Annotated in this window: 12 protein-coding genes; 5 read left to right on the forward strand and 7 right to left on the reverse strand. The window is 44.7% G+C overall.

From position 1 onward, the window contains the following. Positions 1-25: 25 nt before the first annotated feature. Genes DYU05_RS01845 through DYU05_RS01865 form a run of 5 tightly spaced genes read left to right on the forward strand, consistent with a single transcriptional unit; the run spans position 26 to position 7,700 of the window. Entirely contained in the window at positions 26-1,657 is a 1,632-nt protein-coding gene (locus DYU05_RS01845) for a RagB/SusD family nutrient uptake outer membrane protein (protein WP_117381281.1), read from the forward strand. A gap of 21 nt (positions 1,658-1,678) precedes the next feature. After that, on the forward strand, positions 1,679-2,797 hold the full coding sequence (locus DYU05_RS01850; RefSeq protein WP_117381282.1) for a SusE domain-containing protein: 1,119 nt from the start codon (positions 1,679-1,681) through the stop codon (positions 2,795-2,797). A gap of 60 nt (positions 2,798-2,857) precedes the next feature. Continuing rightward, a complete protein-coding gene (locus DYU05_RS01855) occupies positions 2,858-4,084 on the forward strand; it encodes a glycoside hydrolase family 76 protein (protein WP_117381283.1) in 1,227 nt (408 codons plus the stop codon). 38 nt (positions 4,085-4,122) lie between these two features. Continuing rightward, on the forward strand, positions 4,123-6,489 hold the full coding sequence (locus tag DYU05_RS01860) for a GH92 family glycosyl hydrolase (RefSeq protein WP_117381284.1): 2,367 nt from the start codon (positions 4,123-4,125) through the stop codon (positions 6,487-6,489). A gap of 11 nt (positions 6,490-6,500) precedes the next feature. Continuing rightward, a complete protein-coding gene (locus tag DYU05_RS01865; RefSeq protein ID WP_117381285.1) occupies positions 6,501-7,700 on the forward strand; it encodes a glycoside hydrolase family 76 protein in 1,200 nt (399 codons plus the stop codon). Between the two features lie 112 nt (positions 7,701-7,812). Here the strand turns inward: DYU05_RS01865 and DYU05_RS01870 are convergent, their stop codons facing one another. The 7 genes from DYU05_RS01870 to DYU05_RS01900 all read right to left on the reverse strand — a co-directional run bounded on the left by DYU05_RS01870 (position 7,813) and on the right by DYU05_RS01900 (position 22,662). Further along, positions 7,813-10,206, reverse strand: a complete 2,394-nt coding sequence (locus tag DYU05_RS01870; protein WP_117381286.1) for a sugar-binding domain-containing protein — start codon at positions 10,204-10,206, stop codon at positions 7,813-7,815. A gap of 7 nt (positions 10,207-10,213) precedes the next feature. Continuing rightward, a complete protein-coding gene (locus tag DYU05_RS01875; RefSeq protein WP_117381287.1) occupies positions 10,214-11,824 on the reverse strand; it encodes an FG-GAP repeat domain-containing protein in 1,611 nt (536 codons plus the stop codon). Beyond that, a complete protein-coding gene (locus DYU05_RS01880; RefSeq protein WP_117381288.1) occupies positions 11,824-12,948 on the reverse strand; it encodes a glycoside hydrolase family 43 protein in 1,125 nt (374 codons plus the stop codon). The genes DYU05_RS01875 and DYU05_RS01880 overlap by 1 nt, the downstream gene beginning before the upstream one ends. A 1-nt stretch (position 12,949) precedes the next feature. Beyond that, positions 12,950-14,272 (reverse strand): vanadium-dependent haloperoxidase, encoded by a 1,323-nt coding sequence (locus tag DYU05_RS01885; RefSeq protein WP_117381289.1) that lies wholly within the window; start codon positions 14,270-14,272, stop codon positions 12,950-12,952. After that, entirely contained in the window at positions 14,269-17,637 is a 3,369-nt protein-coding gene (locus DYU05_RS01890) for a VCBS repeat-containing protein (RefSeq protein ID WP_117381290.1), read from the reverse strand. Before DYU05_RS01890 ends, DYU05_RS01885 begins: the two co-directional genes overlap by 4 nt. A 119-nt stretch (positions 17,638-17,756) precedes the next feature. Next, on the reverse strand, positions 17,757-19,454 hold the full coding sequence (locus tag DYU05_RS01895; protein ID WP_165851978.1) for a RagB/SusD family nutrient uptake outer membrane protein: 1,698 nt from the start codon (positions 19,452-19,454) through the stop codon (positions 17,757-17,759). A 19-nt stretch (positions 19,455-19,473) separates the two neighbouring features. Continuing rightward, entirely contained in the window at positions 19,474-22,662 is a 3,189-nt protein-coding gene (locus DYU05_RS01900) for a SusC/RagA family TonB-linked outer membrane protein (protein ID WP_205771768.1), read from the reverse strand. Positions 22,663-22,933: the final 271 nt, after the last annotated feature.

Raw genomic sequence — 22,933 nt, forward strand, 5'->3', positions numbered from 1 at the left:
ACAGATAATTTAAAAACATAAGAAAATGAGATTTTTTAAAAAGCTTTTAATCGTATCTGTTGCAGTTTTAGCAGCATTGGGTTGTAAAAAACTCGATATCGCTCCAACAGACCGGTTTTCCGACCTTACCTTTTGGCAAGTCGACGCAAACGTTTATAACGCACTATACAACAACTACAGCTTAATTTATAACAGCGGTTTGTATTTTGATGCAGAGGCATTATCTGACAATGCCTACTCACCATCAGGCGACCTTAATGTTATTGCCAGTGGCAATGCCACATCGCAAACAGGTAAATTTGCCGGCGACTGGAACAATTATTACTCGGCGATAAAATCGTGTAATATATTTTTAGCAAACATAGATAAAAACACAACATTGCCTGCCGCGGTAAAAACCAGGCTGGTAGCAGAGACCCGTTTTATTCGTGCGTTTGAGCATTTTAACTTAACTAAATGGTATGGTGATGTGCCAATTGTAGATCACGATGCCACTCCCGAGGAAGCCCAAACCATTTCGCGCTCACCAAAAGCAGAAGTGATAAACTTTGTTGTCAAAGAACTGGAAGCTATAGTTAATGATCTGCCATCAAAAGACGCGATCCCGGCTACCGAGAACGGTCGTATAACCAAAGGTGCAGCACTGGCGTTAGAAGCAAGGGTATTGTTGTATGAGGGAAATCGTATGGCCGATGTAGTGGCCATTTGTGAAAAACTCATGAATGACCAGGGTACAAACGGCTCATATGGGTTGGAGACAAGCTATAGCGCTTTATTTAGCGATCCCAATGTTAATAAAACCACCAAAGAAAGCATACTCTCTTTGCAATATGTACCCACTTTACGTACATGGCAAAACTTTTGGGATTTTGCTCCACGCACTGTTGGTGGCCGTGTAAGTAACATGGCACCTACACAGGAGTTGGTTGATGATTATATTATGCTAAACGGCAAAGGAATCAAAGAAGCTGGCTCTGGCTATGTGGAAACTAACCCTTACGTAAACCGCGACCCCCGTTTAACTGCAACCGTAGTATATGACCGTTATACCTGGGTAAACGCAAATAATATTACGAAAACCATTTACATCAAACCAGGCACCGACCCTGTTCAGCCTGGATTAGATGAATATAACGCAGGTTCGCAGGCGGCATCAGCTACGGCATATTATTGGAGAAAGTACTATGATCCAAGCGCGCTGGCCAACTTCGTTTCAGGCAACAACCTGCACCTTATCAGGTATGCGGAGATCCTTTTAGATTATGCAGAAGCAAAACAAAGCCTTGGACAGATGGATGCCAGCGTTTGGGCGAAAACTATTGGTGCATTGCGATCAAGGGCCGGATTCACGGATGCAGGCGCCTTAAACTACCCGGTAACAGGCAACATGACCAACATCATCCGTCGCGAAAGAAGGGTAGAGCTGGCGATGGAAGGCTTGCGTGTTGATGATATCCGCAGATGGAAGACCGCCGAAACAGCAATGAATGGTTACATCCACGGAGCCAAGTTCTCTAATGACCAAAATACAGATAACGGTTATATAAGGGTACAGCTGCGTAAGTTCAACCCTAATCGTGATTATCTGTGGGCCATTCCGGCGCATGATGTCGATCTGAATAAAAACCTTGTTCAAAACCCCGGCTACACTCAATAATTTAATCAAACCATAAATATTATGAAGAAGATAATAAAGCTGGCAGGTATAATGCTGCTGGTGGTATTTGCAGCAAGTTCCTGCAAAAAAGAAAACAGACCTCTAGACCTTAGCCTAACTCCGGTTGGGACCTTGGCTACACCTAATGACAATGCGGATGTAAAACTTGACCCTACAAGTTCCGCGAATATATTATTCAAGTGGGACGCGGCATCTACTGATGATGGTGGCTTGATACTTTACGAAATAGCGTTTGATAAAGAAGGTGGCGATTTCAGCAAACCTGTTTACAAAGCTGTTTCTGATGGCGGGGGTGTAAAAACAGAGATCACCATAACACATAAGGACCTTAATAAGATTGCCAATGCGGTAGGTATCGCTTCTTCAAGCACCGGAAAGTTAAAGTGGACAGTTATAGCATCTAAAGGTACAAATGCTTTGCCTTCTTCTGCATCGCGCACGTTACAGTTGGAACGTCCCGCCGGTTTTGCTGAAAACCCTGTCGATTTATACATCACCGGATCGGCTACGGAGGGTGGTACTGATCTAAGCAAAGCAGTTAAGCTAAAAAAGGTAGAAGACGGTGTGTTTGAGATTTACACTTCACTAAAAGCCGGTGATTACTATCTCACAGATAAAAATGCCGATGGAGGTAAAAAATACTATATCGAAAACAGTGTGATAAAAGAAGGAGCGAACGTAGTAACTGTTACAGGTACTGCCAAAACTTACCGTTTAAATTATGATTTTACATCGGCTACTACCAAGTCGTCAGAAATACAATCTATTGGGTTGTATATGTCGGCTTACAATACCGAAATAGGCACCCTTAATTACATTGGCAACGGTGTATTCGAAGCGGCAAGCATCCCTGTTGAATTCTATCAGTTCTCCTGGGGCCGTGACGAACGATACAAGTTCATCATCCACACTGCAACAGGATTAGAATATAAAGGAAGTACTAACGCTAACAACGTTTCGCCGGCAGGCCAGGCAGCATCCTACTTTTACCTGGTTCCGGTTACCAATTCGCAGTGGGATAATACGTACAAGTTTGATCCATCTGCCGACAGAAAGAATGTTAAAGTTGACGTAATGTTACAACCTAACGCTTATACACACAAAGTGACTGTTCTTTAAACTGTTGCACATTTAAGCACTCGCGGCTGTGGCTGCGGGTGTTCAATTAAATTTTACCTTATGAAAAAAGTACTTTTTGGGTTGGCAGCTGTTGCAACTGTATTGGCAGCATCGTGTAGTAAAGATAAAGGAGTAACACCCGGTCCCGGCGGCGGTGGCACAACACCGCCTGTGGTGGTTAACCCACCTGCAACCACCGTCAATTACTTTGATCTGGCTAAGCAAACGCGCAGCTTTATAAGCAGTAACCTGCTTACGTCAAACTTTAGTTATCGCGCAAATACTACATCTCATGCTAACAATTGTTACGAGTGGTACAACGTAAGCCAGATATATGCTGATGCTGCTTTGGTGGCAGCGGGAGATGCGTCCGCTTTGCCTTACATGAATAATACCTTTAAGTTTATGGAGAACTTTTGGGACAAGGCAGACATGCGGGGTGGTTATTTTGCTTCTGTAAACCTAGACGGCAGCGGCGCTGCCGGCGATAAATATGTAGATGATAACGGCTTGACCGGTATGGTTTACCTTGAAGCGTACGAAATAACTAACGGAACAGACAAAGCAGCGTATTTAGCTAAGGCCAAAGCTTGTGCTGACTGGCTAATAAACAGCGGGCTATGGGATAGTACATACGGCGGCGGTTTTTGGTGGAACACCTCTAAACCGGATAAGCCAACGCAATCAAACGGTGTGGCTATGCAGCTCTTCGCCAAATTGTACACTATTACAGGTGAAACTATTTACCGTGACTGGGCTACCCAGGTGAACAACTGGCTGCGTACAACCATGTACGACTCTGCAAGTGGCCTTTACATCTGGAAAATTGATGGAGGTGGCTCAGGTACAAAACACTTTGAAAAATTCACGTACGACAACGCAGTGATGCTGGAGGCGGATATACTTTTTGGCAAGGCGACAAACGATGCGTCTTATTTAGCGAAGGCGCAGGCTATTGGCAACGCGATGAACACGGTTCTCTGGAATTCGCAATATAAAGGCTACATTTTCAATACTGACCCCACACAAACACGTGTTAACCCTGCATGGTGCGGTTGGGGCACTCAGGGAATGATCAGGCTGTACGAACAGGATAAAGATCAAAAGTGGCTTACCTTTGCCCGCAATAATATTGCTGCCTTAAACAAAGCAACACGCAATGCCGACTCTCGCGCTTACTACTTTTTTGCAAGCTTTGATGGTTCAAGCCGCTCGCCGGAAATAGAGGGGGTAGATCAAGCCTGGATGCAAAGGGTACAGGCTATGATGTCTGTTTACGATAAATAGTTAATCTGAAGCTTAGTTGGTTGTTATATAATATATACATGAAAGTTAAATTTATTCCTGCTGCTGCAATGCTGGCTGTTTTATTATCAAGCTGTAGCGTTAAGCGTGAAAGTGTATCCAAATACGTCGACCCAAACATTGGTACGGCCCATAGCAGGTGGTTCTTTTATACACCGGCAGCGGTACCCTATGGTATGGCTAAACTAGCTCCGTCAACTAACGGGCATTATGGTAACCCTTCTGGTTGGGAAGCTGTTGGGTATGATACCCGCCAAAACTCTATAGAAGGCTTTGTACATTTTCATGAGTGGCAGGTGGGTGGTGTAAGCTATATGCCTACTACAGGTACCCTAAAGGTTACACCTGGCGACCTGGAAGGTCCTAATAACGGCTATCGCTCCAGGTTCGATCGTAAGAACCAGGTTGCTGAACCAGGCTACTACAAAGTTTTGCTGGATGATTACGGCATTACAGCCGAGCTTACCGCTACAAAGCGGGTTGGCTTTCAACGCTATACATTCCCCAAAAATGATCAGGCGCACATCATTTTAGACATCGGCAACAAGCAGGGAGAAAGCGATATTGTTACCGATGCAAGTATTAATATGCTTGATGAAACCCACTTTGAAGGCTTTGTGAGCACTTATCCAAAGTACGTGAAGATATATGACCCACAGGGCAAAGTGAACATGTATTTTTATGGCGAATTGAGTAAAAAGCCTGTAACGGTACATGCCTTCGTAAGTGGCGTTGTCACGGAAAATAAAACTATTGCCACTGGTAAAGGCGCTGGGTTAGTACTTAATTATCAAACTAACCAGGACGAAGTTATAGAGGTGAAAACCGGCTTGTCTTACACGTCTAACGCTAATGCTAAAGCCAACTTTATTGCTGAGGCAAGTAATTTATCATTCAAACAAGCTAAAGCGAAAGCACAAACGGTTTGGGAGGAACAGCTAAGTAAAATAGCTGTTGAAGGCAGCAATTTACAGGATAAGACAAAGTTCTATACAGGCTTATTTCATGCCCTGCTTGGAAGAGGTATAGCCAGTGATGTAAACGGCGACTATCCTAAACATGGTGGGTTAATCGGTCAGCTACCTGTCCAAACAGATAAAAATCTCAAAGCTGAGTTCATTAACACGGATGCTATTTGGGGTGGATTTTGGAACCTTACGCAGCTTTGGTCTCTCTCATACCCTGAATGGTATGGTAGCTTTGTAAACACTCAATTGCAGATATACAAAGACAAGGGCTGGTTTAGTGATGGTGTTGCCAATAGCGAGTATGTATCCGGCGTAGGTACCAACTTTGTAGCCCTGGCAGTGGCCAGTGCATACAATGTAGGCATTCGCAATTATGATGTTAACCTGGCTTACGAAGCAGTTAGAGCTAACGAATTAAATTACCACAACCGACCGGTTGGTTCGGGTAAGCTGGATACCAAAGCCTTTGTTGATCATGGCTATGTGCCATTTTTCGACCAGAGGGGCCGCGATTTCGTAACTGATTCAACAGGCTCAAACTTTGCCGGATCACATACCTTAGAGTATAGCTACAGCGCCTTTGCCGCGGCGCAAATGGCAAAATCGTTGGATAAAACAACAGATTACAACCAGCTTATCAAACTTTCTAATGGGTGGCGGCAAATATTTAATCCGCAAAACAAACTAATGCAGCCGAAACGGGCAAACGGCAGTTTTATAGAAAAGTTTGATCCGTACCAGCCCTGGAGAGGTTTTCAGGAAGGTAACGCCATACAATATACCTTTTACGTACCTCAGAACCCGGCCGGGCTTGTTGACGCTATTGGTAAGGCTAACTTTAACAAACGGCTCGACAGCATTTTCACCGTGTCAGAAACACTTGGCTTCGGCGGTGGCAAAACAATTGATGCCTTTGCAGGGATAAACTCCATTTACAACCACGGTAATCAGCCTAACTTGCACATTAGCTGGCTATTTAACTTTTCTGGCAAGCCATGGCTAACTCAAAAATGGACCAGGCTTATTGGTCGCGATTTTTATGGTACTGAGCCTATCCATGGTTATGGCTATGGCCAGGACGAAGATCAGGGACAATTAGGTTCGTGGTACGTTATTAATGCACTAGGACTATTTGATGTGAAAGGTTTTACAGATCTAAGGCCAATTGTTGAACTGGGTAGCCCATTGTTTGACAAAGCAACTATTACGCTGGGTAACGGCCGTATGCTTATCATTCAAACTAAAAATAACTCAAAAGACAACCTCTATATACAATCGGCACAATTTAATAACCAACCGCTTGATAACTGCTGGCTATATCGTGATGAGTTAATGAAGGGCGGCAAACTAACGTTTATAATGGGCAAGCAGCCAAATACTAACTGGGGAGTAAAAATACCTCCTCCTTCGGCGCAGTAAAACACAAATAGATGAAAATTACCAACAAGTATTTACGCTACGCGATAGCTTTCGGCGGCTTTATCAGCTACACGTTTTCCTGCATGGCTCAACAAAATGCAACCAGTAAAATGTACTTGCACCGTGCCGAGAAAGTGTATAGCAATATCTGGAAACATTACCGTGTGTCTTCTCAGGTTGGGTTGTTTTCAGAAAATTATCCCTCCAGCAAAAAAGATACACTCAACTATTTTCAGGGCGAGAGCGTGAAAGAGAAAGAGGTAAGTTTTTTGTGGCCGTTCTCGGGCGTTTTTTCGGCAACTAACGCGCTGATGAAATCGCCAGCCTTAAAAGCCAAATACAAAACTTATCAGGATAGTTTGGTGATGGGAATAGAGCAGTACCGCGATACTGTGCGAAAGCCGGCAGGATACCAGGCGTATCCTGTTAACTTTGAAAAGGCTGACAGGTACTATGATGATAACGGGCTGGTTGGCATAGATTACATGGAGTCCTACTTTAACACCAAAAACCCGATTTATCTGCAACGCGCTAAAAATGTGTTCAAATTTATTTTAAGCGGCTGGAATGACGATGTGGGCGGCGGAGTGACCTGGTTGGAAGGCCATAAAGACCAGAAACCCGCCTGCACAAATGGCATGGCCACACTAACTGCGCTTAAAATATACCAGGGCAGCAAGGATAAGTACTATCTGGAGCAAGGCAAGCGCTTTTACAGCTGGATGTATAAAACCCTACGGGATACAACGACCGGTATTATCACCAATGATGTAAAACTCGACGGGAAGCAAAACCGCACCTTTTGGACGTATAACACAGGCTCATTGATAGAAGCGGCAGTGTTGCTTTACCAGTTTACGGGACAAAAGCAATACTTGCAACAGGCGCAGCAATTAGCCGCTGATAGCTACAAATATTACAGCGGTGTGCCACACGATAGTAATCTGGTGCTACACATTGACTTGCCATGGTTTGTTACTGTATTGTTCAGAGGATATGAAGCTCTGTATAAAGTAGATGGCAACTACAAATATTTGGGAGCTATAGAGCACGATTTAAACTATGCCTGGATGAATTCACGCGACAAGTACGGTTTAACTACCCACAGCTGGCTACCCAAAAAACCAGAGCTGAATAAACCTAAATGGCTTTTAGACGAAGCTTGCATTGCGGAGCTTTATGCCCGGTTAAGCTTAATTAAAAAGAAGTAAGTATTTGATTTAGTTGATTTATACGCGCCGCCGGTTGTGAGAGCCGGTGGCGCTTTTTTATTAAATATGTTATCCTTTTATATGCTGGTGATTGACTTGACACTGTAACCAGCTACAATGCTATAATTTGATCTTTTAAACCTTGCCCGGATACTTTTACGTTTACTTTGCCGGTTGTTGAGCTATATTTTATGTAGGCCAGCAACTTTCCGTTGACAGCCTTGCGGGTGTCAGTATTATAACTTTCGGTGCTGGTTAAACTTCCGCTTTCCAGTGCTAGCAATTTTGCAGGGCCGGTTACTATAACAGTTATATTGTTAGTTGCTGTTGATATGGGTACTCCTTTTGCATCAACAATCTGTATTTCCAAATGCGTCAATTCGGGCTTAACAACAGATGCGGATTCAAATTTATGTACTTTAATAGTATACGGCTCACCTGCAGTACTAATGGCATAAGTTGCAGCCACTTTCGCGTTTTTATATCCTTTAGCAGTAAGTGTACCTTCCTGGTAAGCGATGCTCCAGGTAAGCGTATGATCTTTTACGGCCTTACGGCCAAGCGATTTGCCGTTTAGAAATAACTCAGCTTCGTCGCAATTGCTAAAACAACTTACAACTACTTTTTCCTCTTTTGTCCAGTTCCAAATTGGTTGTGCGTCTTTTTGTGCCCAAATGCTGTTGTCACCATTGCTTGCCGGGCGTGATGCGCCTATGTAAATCATCGGCTTGTTCGTCCAAATGCTTTGCCTGAAATAATACTCGGCTTTAGGGAACCCGGCCATATCCAGTAAACCCGCACCATTTGCATGTTCCGGCCATTTGTGCGCCTCGCCCATATAGTCAATACCTGTCCACAGGTATTGAGCACTAATATATTTGTTACTGTCTACCACCGCCCAGTAACCTGCTTTCATTCCGTTTTCGCTACCATATATTATTCTTCCGGGATATTGTTTATGATCCTCATCATAACGATATTCCTGGTAATTATAACCAACAACGTCCAAATTTTGTGGGTAAGTAGTCGTGTTGGACATAGCAACTCCGGCGAGTGCTGCAGTGACTGGTCGCGAAACGTCAATCTGCTTTACAGCCCTAACCAGCCTTGCAGAAATTTCGCCGAGTGCAGTTGCCGCAGGATGGTCGGGCAAATAACCTCTGCCATAAATTTGCGGATTTCTGCCTGTGCTAAGTACCGGGGCGCTGTAGGGGTCATTCGGATAGTCTATCTCGTTACCAATGCTCCACATGAAAATTGAGGCATGGTTTCGATCGCGCTTAACCATATCGGTTAGGTCGCGTTCGCCCCATTCTTTAAAATATTCGTGATAACCATCCTGACCGGGTTTTCCTACGTTCCAGCCTGCTATCCACTTGTTTTTGCCATATTCCCACTCGTCAAAGGCTTCGTCCATTACCAGCAAACCTAATTCATCACACAGATCATAAAAATAATCAGCGTGCGGGTTGTGGCTCATCCTAACAGAATTCACGCCTGCTGCCTTCAACAGTAGCAATCTTCTTCTCCAAACTTCCTTAGGTACGGCTACGCCGAGCACGCCGGCATCATCATGGAGGCATACACCTTTTATTTTAAGGTTCTTAGCGTTTAAGAAGAAGCCATTGTCGGCATCAAACTTAATTGTTTTAAAACCTACCTTTTCGGTGTACTCATCTACCTTTTTAGCACCAAGATACACTGACGTCTGCATCTTGTACAAATAAGGCTGATCGACAGACCACAACGTCGCGTTCGGCACGCGTAAAGAGAGTGACAATTTGCCTTGAGCAACTTTTGCAATGCTAATTGAGTTACTGTTCTGCGCTGCAAGCTTGCCAGCAGCATCGTACAAGGCAGTTTTCACAAGTACATTCTGCCTGGTGGCGGATGTGTTGTCCACACTAACAGTTATCTTACCTTGGCTGCCTTCATTAGTGAAAGCGGTTCCCCATAAACCCACATGAACAGGATTGGTGGCAATAAGGTAAACATTACGGTAAATACCCGAACCAGTATACCAGCGTGAGTCGGCAAACTTTGAATGATTAGCCCGAACAGCTATCAGGTTATTGCCTTTGCTAAGATACGGAGTGAGGTCATACTGAAAAGCTATAAAGCCGTTGGGCCTTTTACCCAGCAAATGACCGTTAATCCAAACTTCACTGTTGTTATAAACCCCATCGAAATACACAAAAACTTTTTTTTCTTTCATATCCGCCGGCAGGTTGAATACCTTACGATACCAGCCGACTCCACCAGGCAGGAACGCCGTAGCACTTGCCCACTTGCTGTCAAACGGACCTTCTGCGCTCCAGTCGTGGGGTAGGTTCAGCGTACGCCAGTTGTGATCATTAAAGCCCTTTGTTTCGGCATTCGCGATATCACCTTTATAAAACTTCCAATTGTTGTTGAAAAGAACTTTGCTGCGGGTGGGTTGCGCTACACTTTCAATAGAATAAAATAAAGCCAATAGCAACCAGAGAAGGATAGATGATTTTTTCATAGCAGGTTTATTTTGTAGTGTTTTTAAGCAAGTAGAAGAGCGGTTCTTTTATATGATAGCCAAATGGCCCTATGTCAAAATAAGCATTGCCAATAAGCAGATCAGGCTTGCCATCTCCGTTGAGGTCTCCCGCATCAAGGGTTACAGCTCGTTCAAAAGCAGTATCGCGTGGCATGGCGTAAGGTTTGAAGTGCTCGCCGCCTGTGTTATGTAAATACACAAAGCCTTCTTCGGGCTGGCGGGCATCTGTAAACAAGCTTGCAGTTGCTAAATCAACCTTGCCATCGTTGTCAAAATCAAGTGCTATGGCTTTATAGCAGCCATTAATGGGGTAGAAGAACTGTTTTGTATATCTTCCATGTGTGTCGTTTACATAAACGTAGACCCCATGATAGGGCTTCAGTACAAGTGAAGCATTGCCGTTATCCCCGCAGGTATAAACAATATCTTTATAGCCGTCGCGATTTACATCAGTGAGTTCAAAGTAAGAGGAGCCATATACAGCGGGAAACCTTAGTATCTGTTGCTTCTCAAAATGGCCGTCACCCTTGTTGATGAAGTGATAGATTCCCTCTTCGCCTTGTGCAAACATCACCCACAGATCAGGCAGTTTTTTACCAGGTGCATACTCTACGTAAGCCTTGATAGCACCCGGCAAATCACTGATGACGTGCTTTGTAAAACTGCCATTATGTTTGTTCTCCATCCAGCACAAATCACCTTTTAGAGAGCCAAATTCGCATAGGAGGTAATCGGTGTAACTATCGCCGTTTATATCTGCTGCCAACACCTGCACCGGCCTGGCCAGATTGCTGAACATAGGCTTAGCATCAAAATTCAGCTTGCCGGAATGGCTTACATGCAGGCGGTAAACGTTGCCCAACTTATCGCTGTTAGCGCCTAACTCTTTTCCGATGGTACAAACCAGCATATCACCTTTATAGAATGACATATCAACCACAGGACCGTTCGTTGCAATTGAGTCTATGACTTTCAAGTGCTGGTCCAAAAGTAATAGCTGGTTCTTTAAGGAGTTTGCAACAAATATCCTGGCTGGTTTTACTGTGGTATCTATCTTCACATACGTAGCAAGTACTTTTGGTGCTGAGAACTTGGCAGGAGAGGCTATAATGTTGAAAAATGGAAGCTGCCGTGTAATTGGTATGCTACGTGACTGCGAAGAAAGATGTTCTGGTGCAGCGGCTATGTAAAAATCTATGATATGCTGCCATTGCTCATCGTTCATTGCAGGTTTACTAGGCACCACCAGGTCTGTTCCCCTGAGTGAACCCATGTAGCTTTCACCCCGGTGCTGTTTTATTCCTAATCTTAGGCCCATTTGCGGGAATACATTCTTCCACTTTGCCTTATTTATCAGCGATGGTTCCGGGTACATGTGGCAGGACTTACAGTAAACCGCCGAAAGTGCTTTGCCATCGGCAATGGCTTTGGTAGTAGCTACTGTACTGTAACCAGCACTGGATACTATGTCTTTATCAGCCTGCGGCTTCTTTAATAGAACATATGCGCAAATAATAATTAACAGCAACAACACGGAAAATATAACCCGCTTACCTAAACGAGACTTAGGCTTTTCATTTGTTGGTTTTGCATTCATTAAAGACCGTTAAATGAGCTCAGGTTCCACTTATCTTTCCATTCTATCTGCAGATTGCCGCCTTTGAACGTTATGGGTAACCATAGGTAACGGCCATCTATAGGGTTCTTCGGTGTCCATTTATCTGCCATGAAAATAAAAGCATCTTTTTTTCCAGCAACCGGCAGTACATAAGTACTTTGACCGCCAAATGTCAGGTTAGCTTCTGGCCCTTTGCACGGGTTGCCGTGGAATGTCCATGGGCCCCATATAGAAGCTGCAGTAAACCAGCGGGCTGCGTTAGGTGCCCAGCCCGTGCAGCCCGATCCGATCATGTAATATGTACCTTTACGCTTGAACACTGCCGGAGCTTCGGTTTGCTGGCCAATGTACATCCTCACAAACTTGCCGGTGTAGCCAGTGTAATCATCATTTAGTTCGGCTATTTGCACCGTGTAGTTCTCTTCTGATGAAAATATGTGGTACGCTTTATTACCATCAACAAACAAGGTCATGTCACGCACCATTTGCCCGGGCTTTAAATCACGGCAGAAAAACTTGTCGTCTTTTTTCGTGGTATCGGAGCAGTTTACTTTTTCACTTTCCGGAGTTCCCATGGGGTAAAAAGGCATTTTGCCCGCATTTGCCCTGGTGCTTTTTAAAAATGTATATGGGCCTGTGACTTTTTTACTAACAGCTACACCAGCCAATGCCGAACCGTACCCTTTACCGGCAAGTTCCAGGTGAAACCACATAACGTAATTGCCGGTTCGTTTATTAAATATCACCTTTGGCCGCTCAATAATAGCTCCTCTGGTGATGTCGCTTTTAGGGTCGTCAGACACCTTTAGCGCAATCCCTTGGTCACGCCAACTATACAGATCCTTTGAAGAATAACAGTGTATACCTACCTGTGCACTGTTGCCTTTGGGGCCTGCAATTTTGTGTTCGCCAAACCAGTAATAAGTTCCCTTTTCGTAAATGATGCCACCACCATGCGCATTGATGTGTACGCCGTTGTTGTCGGGCCAAATTTTACCCGGGTAGAAGTTTGTGGCCGTGCTATCATTTTGGCTGGTTTGCGCAAGGGAACGGGTGGATGTAAACAGCAGGAGTAAGATTATTTGGCAAATGGTTTTATACATGTTATTTGTTGCTGTTGATTTTATTTATTACCCAGTTACCTACTTTCCTTCCCTGTATAACACCGTTGTCAATAGCGTCCATAAAATGGATTCCGCCGTAAAACCTTGAGATCGCAGCTTCATTGGCCGCTTGCGTGAAAGATGTAAACTTGCGAGGTGCCAAACCATACTTCTGCTCCACGTTGTCTATATACTCAAACTTGTCACCAAAATAATGAGTAAGTATCACGGCTGATGCGGCAGATATAACTGAGTGGCCGCTAATGTATTCAGGAAAAGGAGGGGTTTGCAAAAGTGGTTTCCAATTAGGGTCAATATATTTCCGTATGGCAGTTTCCGGCCGGATTCGGTTAGTGCGGTATTTATCATCCCAACAACAAATAAAACCGTCCAGCAGGCCAATGGCTACAACCGTATGCACTTGCATTGCTTTGTTAAAATCGGCTTTGGCTTTGTTACAGGCTATGCTGGTTATGCCCATCCAGTGTGCCCCGGGAGAGATCTTTTTTAAACCTATCTGCATGTGTCCGTCGCTTTCCACAGCAAAAGGGTTGCAGTCCCAAAATGCGGCGGTCAATCGTTCTTTTTCGCTTAGTCCCTTGCCACTTTTTTGATAACTCAGTTGCAGGAACTTGTAAAATGGCGAGCCCTTGTTTGTGGAGAATGGAATAGGAGGAGGGGGCAAAAATTGCGAAGCAGAATCAAGGGTTGCCGTACGTATGGTATTAAAATAGGGTTCTACCGGAAGCATGTACGCCGGCGGCGTGGGATGCCAGCCGCTATCCGCGGCTGATTCCTTATAGCGCGCGTAATTGCTTATGCGGTTATACTTGTCCGATTTTGCGTAAGCCAGTATCTTCTTACTGATGAATTTAGCGTAGCTTTTTGAGCTGTCAATAACTGCGTCATCAAAGCCTAGATTACGACAGGAATCTACAAAAGCTTGCTCTTGTTTAATCATTTCGGTTCCTGATGGCTGTAGTTTTCCGGCAGTTTCGTACATCGCCAGTATAGCACTCAGGTGATAGTCGTATTCTTTAAACCGGGCTGGCTTATCTATAACAGGATACTCGTTCAGCACGCCGTGCAGGCTTTTGGTTTTTTTATCATTTTGAGATACAACCTCATAACCAGCCAAGCAGGTATAAGTAAAAAACCGCGATGCGAGGGGAGGATTAGTTACATCATGGATCATCAAATCGGTCATCCCGTCAATCACTTTAGCAATATCGTTAGCCGTAAGTTTAGGATTAGCGGTGTTGCCGCAACTATTAATGATCACAGATAACCCCACCAGCACCATCAAAATAAATTGCTTTTTCATTTACCAGCTAGTTTATAAGCTTTAATACCGCTTTGATTTACACCGAAAAGGATCAGATTACTAAGCGGCACTACACTTCTTACGTCTCCCGACAACTTGAACCCGGATTGAAGCTGGCTTACATAAGCGTAGTGTCCGTTACCATCTCCTTTTAGCAGGGTGCCATAATTCGCATCGTACCTTCCAAACCGTATGCGGGCATGGTTTATATTTCCGCAAAGCAGCATATCTTCTTTGCCGTCTTTATCAAAATCAAGCATAGTTATGGTATATACAGGCGCGTATTGGGCCTGGACAGGTAATGCAGTTTCTTGAAGTTTGCCTTGCTTATTACTTAGCAGGCAAACTGTCGAAAGATGGTTGGCCGTTAAACGTTTGGCACCACTCATTTCTTCGGTAGTAAAAACCTGGTTTATTGTTGCATCCGCGTAGCTTTTGTAATCAGGAAAGCGGGTACGCATCATGCTGATCTGATCCAGCAGTTCATCACGCGTTACGTACGGATAGCTCTTGTGCTGAATGTAAAAGCAAAGTATCGGGTCTATCGAGCCATTGTCGTCAAAGTCTTTGTAATATAATTCAGCAGGTTCTTTGTCTGTAGCTTTACACTGGGTGTTTTGGCCAAGGTTGCCCGCTATAATATCAGGATGTCCATCATTGTTAATGTCGCTTACGCTTATGCAGTTCCACCATCCGGTGTATTGCTTGCTTAAAAATTTGGTAGTCTCATCCGTAAGCCTGCCTGCACTGTTAATAAGAATGGTTATCGGCATCCATTCACCTGTTACCACAAGGTCGGGCGTTTTATCGCCATTCATATCTGCCCACGCCGCATCTGTCACCATCCCTATATGTTGCAATGCTGGAGCCAGCGGAGCGGTTTTATCACTAAAGTTGCCTTTGCCATCATTAATCAGCAGATAACTTTGCGGAGTTTCAGGGTATCTGCCAGGTATCACGCGTCCTCCAACAAATAGGTCTATTTTCCCGTCGCCATTTATATCAGCTGCTTTTGCACAACCTTTACTGCTCAACATTTTAGGGAGAGCGTTCGTTGCCTTAGCAAAGTTGCCCTTCCCATCGTTAAGATAAAGCCTATCCTGCAACGCGGCGTCATCCGGCAGGTAATCTCCATAGCCGCCGGAGGCTACATACAGGTCAGGCTTGCCATCGCCATTGGCATCAAAAAACACTGCTGCAGCGTCGGTACTTGCTTTGTCTGCTATGAAAGCTGATGTAGGTTTCAATATAAAGCCGCCACCTTTTTGCTGCAGGTAAAGTGCACCCGGACGACCATTATCGCCACCAACATATACATCCTCCAATCCGTCGCCATTAACATCTGCTTTCACCAGGCATGGGCCAGAAAACGACAACGAATTGGTTAATAGCGGCTGCCGCTTAAAGTCATTAGTTGTGTTGATGTTTTTGGTAGCCGAAATAGGGGAGCTAACCTCTTTAAACACCGGCACTATACTGTTTACCCGCGTTGTTGTCTTCACAGCATCTTTTTCACTGATGGTGATACGCTGATTTGCTTTTATGCTAGTTAACAGCTGCGTACCACCTTGCTGCCAGGTTATTCGTAAAGAGTCTATACCGCTATCTGTCCCTAATCCAAAATGAAGCACAGGTGTAACACTTGATTGAAAGCCCCGGGTAGGCATTTGCTGCAGATACTGCTTTTTGTTGCCTTTATAGATGGTGACTTTTGCGCCAATGCCTTGGGTGTTACCTGTATTTCCTTTTAAGTTGATCTCGAGAAAATGATTTTTGTTTTGAGTGGTTGCCCCGCTTTCGTATATAAAAGCAGGCTGATTTATATTGTTTACAATCAGGTCAAGGTCGCCGTCGTTATCCAGATCGGCGTAGGCGGCTCCGTTGCTGTTGGATGATTGGGTAACTCCCCATGCCGAACTGGTGTTGCTAAAGCCAAGGTTACCATCATTTTTAAACAAGTAGCTTTGCACTTTGGAAGAGGGCATTTGGTTAACTATGTTCAATAGGTCCTGTCGCATCACACGCCGGTCACGAAGATTGTCGCCCATATACTTCAAAAAGTCCATATTGGTGTAATCGCGGGTGTAGCCATTGCTCACAAAAAGGTCTTTCCATCCGTCGTTATCATAATCGGCAAATAGTGGCGCCCAGCTCCAATCTGTATTAGAAACGCCCGATAGTTGCCCCACCTCGCTGAATGTATTATTGCCGTTATTCAGATGCAGCATATTGCGCATGTACTGGTAATAAAAGCCAACACGCAGGTTTAAGTCAAACGCCTCATAGTTATCTGCACCAAATAATAATTTCTGCCGTTTGTTGTCTTCCGGCAGCATATCAAGCGTGTAGATGTCGGGTGTTGCATCATTGTTAATGTCCGCCACATCATTACCCATTGAGTAAAAGGAAGTGTGGCCAATTTGCTTTGGCAGCTGATCTGTGAACTTTCCGTTTGTATTAATGTACAATCTATCCGGTACGTTGTAATCGTTAGAGATGTAGATATCCGGCCAGCCATCGTTGTTAACATCTGCTATACCGGCACCCAAGCCGTAAGAAAGTGAAGTATTTATAATACCCGCTTTTGCAGTAATGTCGCTAAATCGATTATTGTTATTCTGTAGTAGCCGTATACCGGCTTCCGCATCCGGTTTGTTCATTAAAACCTTAACAGATACATCATCAAGGCTGTTAATTCGCTGCGCATTATGGTTAACCAGCAACATATCCAGGTCGCCGTCCCGGTCGTAATCAAAAAAATAAGCTTGCGTACTGAATGATGGGAAATTTAGTCCATATTCCGCTGCCATATCCTTAAATAGCGGAGTACCGTTATTATCGTTACCCTGATTGATGAACAATTGATTGACCCGCTTCTCCGCCCGTATTTTGCCAGAATAACAAACATAGACGTCCAGCTTGCCATCGCCATTTACATCCGCCATAGTTACCCCGGTCTTCCACGGACCTGGACGACCAGCCACACCAGCAGAGGTAGTAATATCCTTAAACTGCAGGTGGCCGGTATTTAAATAAAGTTTGTTATCTACCATGTTGCCGGTAAAATAGATGTCCTGCAGATTGTCTCCGTTAAGATCACCTATAGCAACACCGCCACCGTTATAAAAGTACTCGTACATTAAAACGTTGGTATTTAAACCTTCAGTAAGGGTGTTACTGAAATCTACATGTGTTTGCTGAGGGCTTAACAGCTTAAATAAAGTGTGGGTCTGCTGTTCGTCCTTATGAGATCTTCCGCAGCTGAAAAGCGCAAGAACGGCGATCAGGCACAACCAAAGCTTCTTGTGCAAGTTGGCTGAATAGGAATAAGTAAATTGACCAGGAGAGAGGAAATATTTTTGCATAGAAATAAGCTAAACAACAGGCTTAAGTTAAACAGAACAATCACAAAAACCACCTGCCGTAAAAAATCGCAACCCCGGACTTTTACATCCGGGGCGCGATCCAACCAATATATATGTAATCAATATCCGGGGTTTTGTACAAGCTTTTTGTTCTTGTCTATTTCTACCTGTGGTATAGGCATCCAGTTTTGCTGATCAAAGTAAACATTCTGGAATATTTTAACCTGAGTGTAGGTAAGTTTTCCGGTTGCCGGGTCCTTCACAATCTTCATTGCGTATACCGGTGTATTCAGCACCCCTGTAGCACCTGCCGTAATTTTCCAACGTCTGATATCAAACCATCGCTTATCTTCAAAGGCAAGCTCTATACGGCGTTCACGGCGTATGTAGTCGCGCATTTGCGATTGATTAAGGCCGGGTTTCACACCAGGCAGGGCCGAGCGGGCTCTTACTTTGTTCACCGCGTCATAAACTGATGCATCCGGTCCGGCAGCTTCGTTTTGTGCTTCCGCATAGCTCAGCAATACTTCTGCGTAGCGGAAGTAAATAAAGTTTGCCGTGCTGGCACCCAGGTTTAAGCTGGTTTGCCCGAGTATGGATTCATCCAGGGTCTTCCTTCCGTAATAACCTGTATTGGTAATGTCGCTGTTAGAGCCCAGGTCAACTTCGTTATTACCACCTACACGGGTTGTAATAACATCGCCCTGCCATGAAGAACCATCATAAATGATCGATTTATAAAAGCGCTGCTCGCGGTTTTTGTACGGATCCTGCGGATTGTACCCCGAAGCCGGATCAGTTATTGGCAAGCCGTTATCCATGCTGTAGTCATCCACAAGGCCTTGTGTTGGCGCAAGATTGCCCCAGGCTTGCTGTACACCGTTCACCTTTACCGGCCCCAGGTAGCCCTCGCGGTGGCCGCCTTTTGCAGGAGTAGCGTACTGACGTGCAAAGATGGTTTCGCTGTTGTTATTGTTAACAGCTAGGAACTGAGCCGCGTAATCCGGAAAAAGGGAATACTGGTTCAGGTTCATTACCTCTTTATTGGTAGCAGCGGCTTTAGCCCATTTTGTAGCGTCGTTACTTGGGTTTGCCAGCGGGCTGGCAGCAAATAGCTCAACCCACCCTTTAAGGGCCAGTGCTGCACCTTTGGTAGGCCTGCCTGCTTGTGATGCTGTCAACGGCAATACGGCAGCCGCTGCATCGCAGTCTTTCTCTATAAAAGCAAGCGTTTCATCAGTAGTACCTCTTCCGAAGAATATGTCATCGCCCTGCGTTTTATTATCCAGCGGAACGGTGATTAAAGGTACGCCGCCGTAGCTTTCAAATAAGCACATGTAAAAGAATGCGCGCAGGTAGGTAACCTCGGCAGTACGCTGTTTAATCCAGTCAGCTGAAAAGTTTGTTTTGTACTTTTCAACCTGCTGTAAAAACACGTTGCACTTTCTGATCTTGGTGTAGTTTGATTCCCAATCCCACATCCCCGGCCCAACGTTGGTGCCTGGACCTGTTGGCACGTTGTTTGGATTTATAGAGCCCGCCCGTACTACAGATTGGCCGGTCTCCCATGCTGCACCGCAGAAGCTGTTATCTGAATACTGCTCAGAAGTTTGATACTCGTTATTTAGATCGGGCAACTGATTGTATATGTCGTTTAAGAATAGATCTGCATTGCTTTCACTGCTGAAAGTGGTAACATCAGTTAACGCACCTTTTGGCGGTACTTCAAGAAAACCGTCTTTTTTACAGGCGCTGAAGCTTATGGCAAGCACAGCCAGTAAAAGTATTGGTGTATATATCTTATATCTCTGTTTCATCTTTTCTAAATTATTAATATTAAAAAGTAGCATTAACACCCACCGAGATCACGCGCTGTTGATAATAGTTTTGATTGCTGCCGCTGTTTTCCGGGTCAATGGTCTCCCTGATGTTTGGTGTCCAGGTAAATATATTTTGGCCTGCCAGGTACAATCTGAGCGACTGGATCTTGTTATGCAATAATTTGCTTGAAAAGGTGTAGCCAATCTCGGCGCTTTTTAGGCGGAGGTAAGCGTTGTTGCGCAAAAACCATGACGATGTTTGCGTATTGTTCGGTGTAGGGGTACCTGTTAACCTTGGGTAAAGCACGTTGGTCCTTTCCGGCGTCCAGTATTCTGTAAACGATAGTTCCGACGGAGAACCGGAAGCCGCGAATGGCTGAACGAAGTAGCTGTTAAGGTTGATGCTTGAGTTTGCAGTACCCTGGAACAATACGTCGAGATCAAAGTTCTTGAAGGCAATGCGTGGCTCAAGTCCGTAGATGATCTCCGGTGTTTGCGGGTGGCCTATTACCGTGTTGTCATTTGCATCTATTTTACCATCAGGTGTGCCGTTTGGTCCGCTTATATCAGCATAACGTATATCTCCTGGGTTTACAACACCAAAAGATGGAACAGGAATACCTGCCTTCAGGGATCCGTCGGCATTAAAATCGTTTGCAGAGAAATAGCCTAACGCTTCTAAACCAAACTGCGTACCCAATGGCCTGCCGGTTTGCCTGCGGTTAGGGTTATTAAAGGTTGCGCCGTTCTCAAAAAACTTAAGCAGTTTGTTGCGGGCATACGTAAAAGTTCCGGTAAGATCTAAGCGTAAACCATTGGAGAATGTGTGAGAGCTGCTTACGGTGAGGTCGACACCGCGGTTTACCATTTCTCCACCGTTTTCGAATCCCAGTCCTATACCATACTCACCTGGTAAAGCTCCGGAAACACCCACAAGCATGTTTGATCTTTTGTCTGAAAAGTAGTCGGCTTCGATGCTTAAAGCGCCTTTCCATAACGTGGCTTCAAAGCCTACGTCCGTCTTTACTGATTTTTCCCAGGTGATGTTAGGGTTACCTTGCAGAGCCTCGTATATGCCTTGTGTAGCGCTTCCGTTTAGTACAGCTGAGTTACCGTAAACGTTGTAAGGGCTTAGGTAATCATATGTTCTGATGCCGCCTCCCTGGCGTGGATAAGCACCAGACTGGCCCCATGATGCACGAAGTTTAAGGTTATCTATCCAGTTGAAGTTGTCCTTAATGAACTTCTCTTCTGATAGACGCCATCCGGCTGAGAACGCAGGAAAGAAACCAAAGCGTTTACCCGGGCCAAACAGGTAACTACCATCATAACGACCGGCAGCTTCCAGCAGGTATTTACCACTATAGGCATAACTTACCCTATAAACATAACCTAACTGTTTTTGCCCGTTTGAAAAGCCAGAGTTAGTAGCATCTGACGGAGCAGGTCCGCCGTAGTTCAACTCGTCCAGATCAAGGTTATAATTGATACGGGTAGCGCTGAACGTTTGATATTTTACCCGGCGATATTCCACAACGCCTAATGCAGTAATGGAGTTTTTTCCAAAATTACCCTGGTAGTTTAACAAACCCTGGTAAGTAAAAGAGTGGTTTTGCGCGTATGACTGCGTAAAACTTGCTTTTGAGTTACCCTGTATACCTTCTTTGAAAGTGTAAGGGGTAGTGCTAAAGTCCGGATTGTAGAAGGGGATAGGGGTGGCATATGTACGCTGGAATGAATTAGTTTGCCCAGGGAACAATGCGTCGGGCCCTTCATCATAACTGGCAACACCCTTTAAGCTTAACCCCTTTATAGGTAGTTGCTGCTCTATAGTAAACTGCGTTTGCAGGCCCGGGTTTTCGTTAAACTGAGTACCGCTATGGTAGATCTCGCCGATTAACGACTGACCGATGTAGCCGGACCACAAGCCATTGCTATAGTATACCGGTGTAGTAGGTGCCTGCCTTTGCGCCTGGCCAATAATTGTACCTGCGCTTTGTGCCGGGAAGTGCTGATCTTCTACCCATTTGTTTACAGATAATGAAACCTTGGTAGTTTTAGTAGCATCGGCTGTTAAATTTATTGATCCATTGTATTTATCGAGATAGGTGGGATCCCACATACCATCCTGATGCGTGTAGCCTAGGGATGCGAAGTACTTTATACGTTCGGCACCACCTGACAAGGTAAGGTTGTGGTAGGTAAGCAGGCGGTTAGGTTTGATAATCTCTTGTAAAGGATGGCCATCTGAATACCTGTCCGGATCTGAATGATCCAGAAATTTTTGCAGCTCTTCAGCGGTGTAAGCCACCGGCTGTCCTTCGTTCTTGTTGGCTTCGTTACGCATCAGCGCGTACTCATATGAGCCTACAAACTTTGGCACCTTGGTAGGGTTTTGAAAACCAACATAGCCGTTGTAAGTAAGGGTAGGTGACCCTACTCGTCCTCTTTTGGTAGTTACCAAAATTACACCATTCGCTCCGGCAACACCATAAGGTGCAACAGCGGCGGCATCTTTTAATATGGTTAAAGTTTCAACGGTATTTGGGTCTAACCGGGTAAAGTCGCGCGGTACGCCGTCTACTACAAGTAAAGGTGCGCTGCCGCCCAATGAGCCTGTTCCCCTGATTTGTATGTTTGATCCGTCGAAACCAGGTTCGCCGCTGCTTTGGGTAACAATTAAGCCCGACACACGGCCTACCAATGTATTAGAGATGTTTACAACTGGTTTTAGCGCAATATCTTTGGCTTTTAATGTAGATACAGCTGCCGTGGTAGATGTTTTTTTCTGGGTACCATAGCCTACTACAACAACCTCGTTAAGGTTTTTGCCGGCAGGTTGCAGGCGTATGCTCAGTACAGTTTGTCCACCTACGGCAATTTCTGAAGTTTCGTAACCAATGTAGGACACTATCAGCGTAGCGTTGTCGGGGGCGGTTAGGGTAAAGTCGCCGTTCACATCGGTTACCACACCGCCTGTACCATCTTTAACCCTGATGGTTACACCCACCAGCGATTCGCCTGTTGTTTTATCAATAACCTTTCCCTTAATGGTTATAGGTGGCACGTTGGCTGCTGCGGAGATAGCATAGGGGCCGCTGTGAGCATAAGTAACATTTCCCAGGCACATCAGCACAGCAAGAGCGCAAATTGCCGCTTTGCTAAACTTTGGCCGGTAAAAAGGTTTAAGTAAGTTATGTTGCATAGTTGGTTTTTTAGGTGATAATTAATGCTGCTTTAAGTTTAAAAGGATCGGTAATTGGTTATAAGTTGCTAGCCTTTCTCATATAATTTTTGTTTTATTTGGTTAATGTTGGTTTTTAATTGAAAGAACAGCCGTATAACCAGGTAGCAAATAGTTGCATAAGGATTAAAGGAGTTTATGTGCGGATAGCAGCAGCAACAACCTTAAGGCAAAAATTTATTTACTGTTATTTATACAGGTAATAATTGGTACCGCTAATTTGATGATATCA

It is taken from the genome of Mucilaginibacter terrenus, assembly GCF_003432065.1.
Taxonomy (GTDB): domain Bacteria; phylum Bacteroidota; class Bacteroidia; order Sphingobacteriales; family Sphingobacteriaceae; genus Mucilaginibacter; species Mucilaginibacter terrenus.

Coding starts and splice junctions, on each gene's coding strand:
- DYU05_RS01845 (WP_117381281.1), top strand. CDS start 26: ATGAGATTTTTTAAAAAGCTTTTAATCGTATCTGTTGCAGTTTTAGCA.
- DYU05_RS01850 (WP_117381282.1), top strand. CDS start 1,679: ATGAAGAAGATAATAAAGCTGGCAGGTATAATGCTGCTGGTGGTATTT.
- DYU05_RS01855 (WP_117381283.1), top strand. CDS start 2,858: ATGAAAAAAGTACTTTTTGGGTTGGCAGCTGTTGCAACTGTATTGGCA.
- DYU05_RS01860 (WP_117381284.1), top strand. CDS start 4,123: ATGAAAGTTAAATTTATTCCTGCTGCTGCAATGCTGGCTGTTTTATTA.
- DYU05_RS01865 (WP_117381285.1), top strand. CDS start 6,501: ATGAAAATTACCAACAAGTATTTACGCTACGCGATAGCTTTCGGCGGC.
- DYU05_RS01870 (WP_117381286.1), bottom strand. CDS start 10,206: ATGAAAAAATCATCTATCCTTCTCTGGTTGCTATTGGCTTTATTTTAT.
- DYU05_RS01875 (WP_117381287.1), bottom strand. CDS start 11,824: ATGAATGCAAAACCAACAAATGAAAAGCCTAAGTCTCGTTTAGGTAAG.
- DYU05_RS01880 (WP_117381288.1), bottom strand. CDS start 12,948: ATGTATAAAACCATTTGCCAAATAATCTTACTCCTGCTGTTTACATCC.
- DYU05_RS01885 (WP_117381289.1), bottom strand. CDS start 14,272: ATGAAAAAGCAATTTATTTTGATGGTGCTGGTGGGGTTATCTGTGATC.
- DYU05_RS01890 (WP_117381290.1), bottom strand. CDS start 17,637: ATGCAAAAATATTTCCTCTCTCCTGGTCAATTTACTTATTCCTATTCA.
- DYU05_RS01895 (WP_165851978.1), bottom strand. CDS start 19,454: ATGAAACAGAGATATAAGATATATACACCAATACTTTTACTGGCTGTG.
- DYU05_RS01900 (WP_205771768.1), bottom strand. CDS start 22,662: ATGCAACATAACTTACTTAAACCTTTTTACCGGCCAAAGTTTAGCAAA.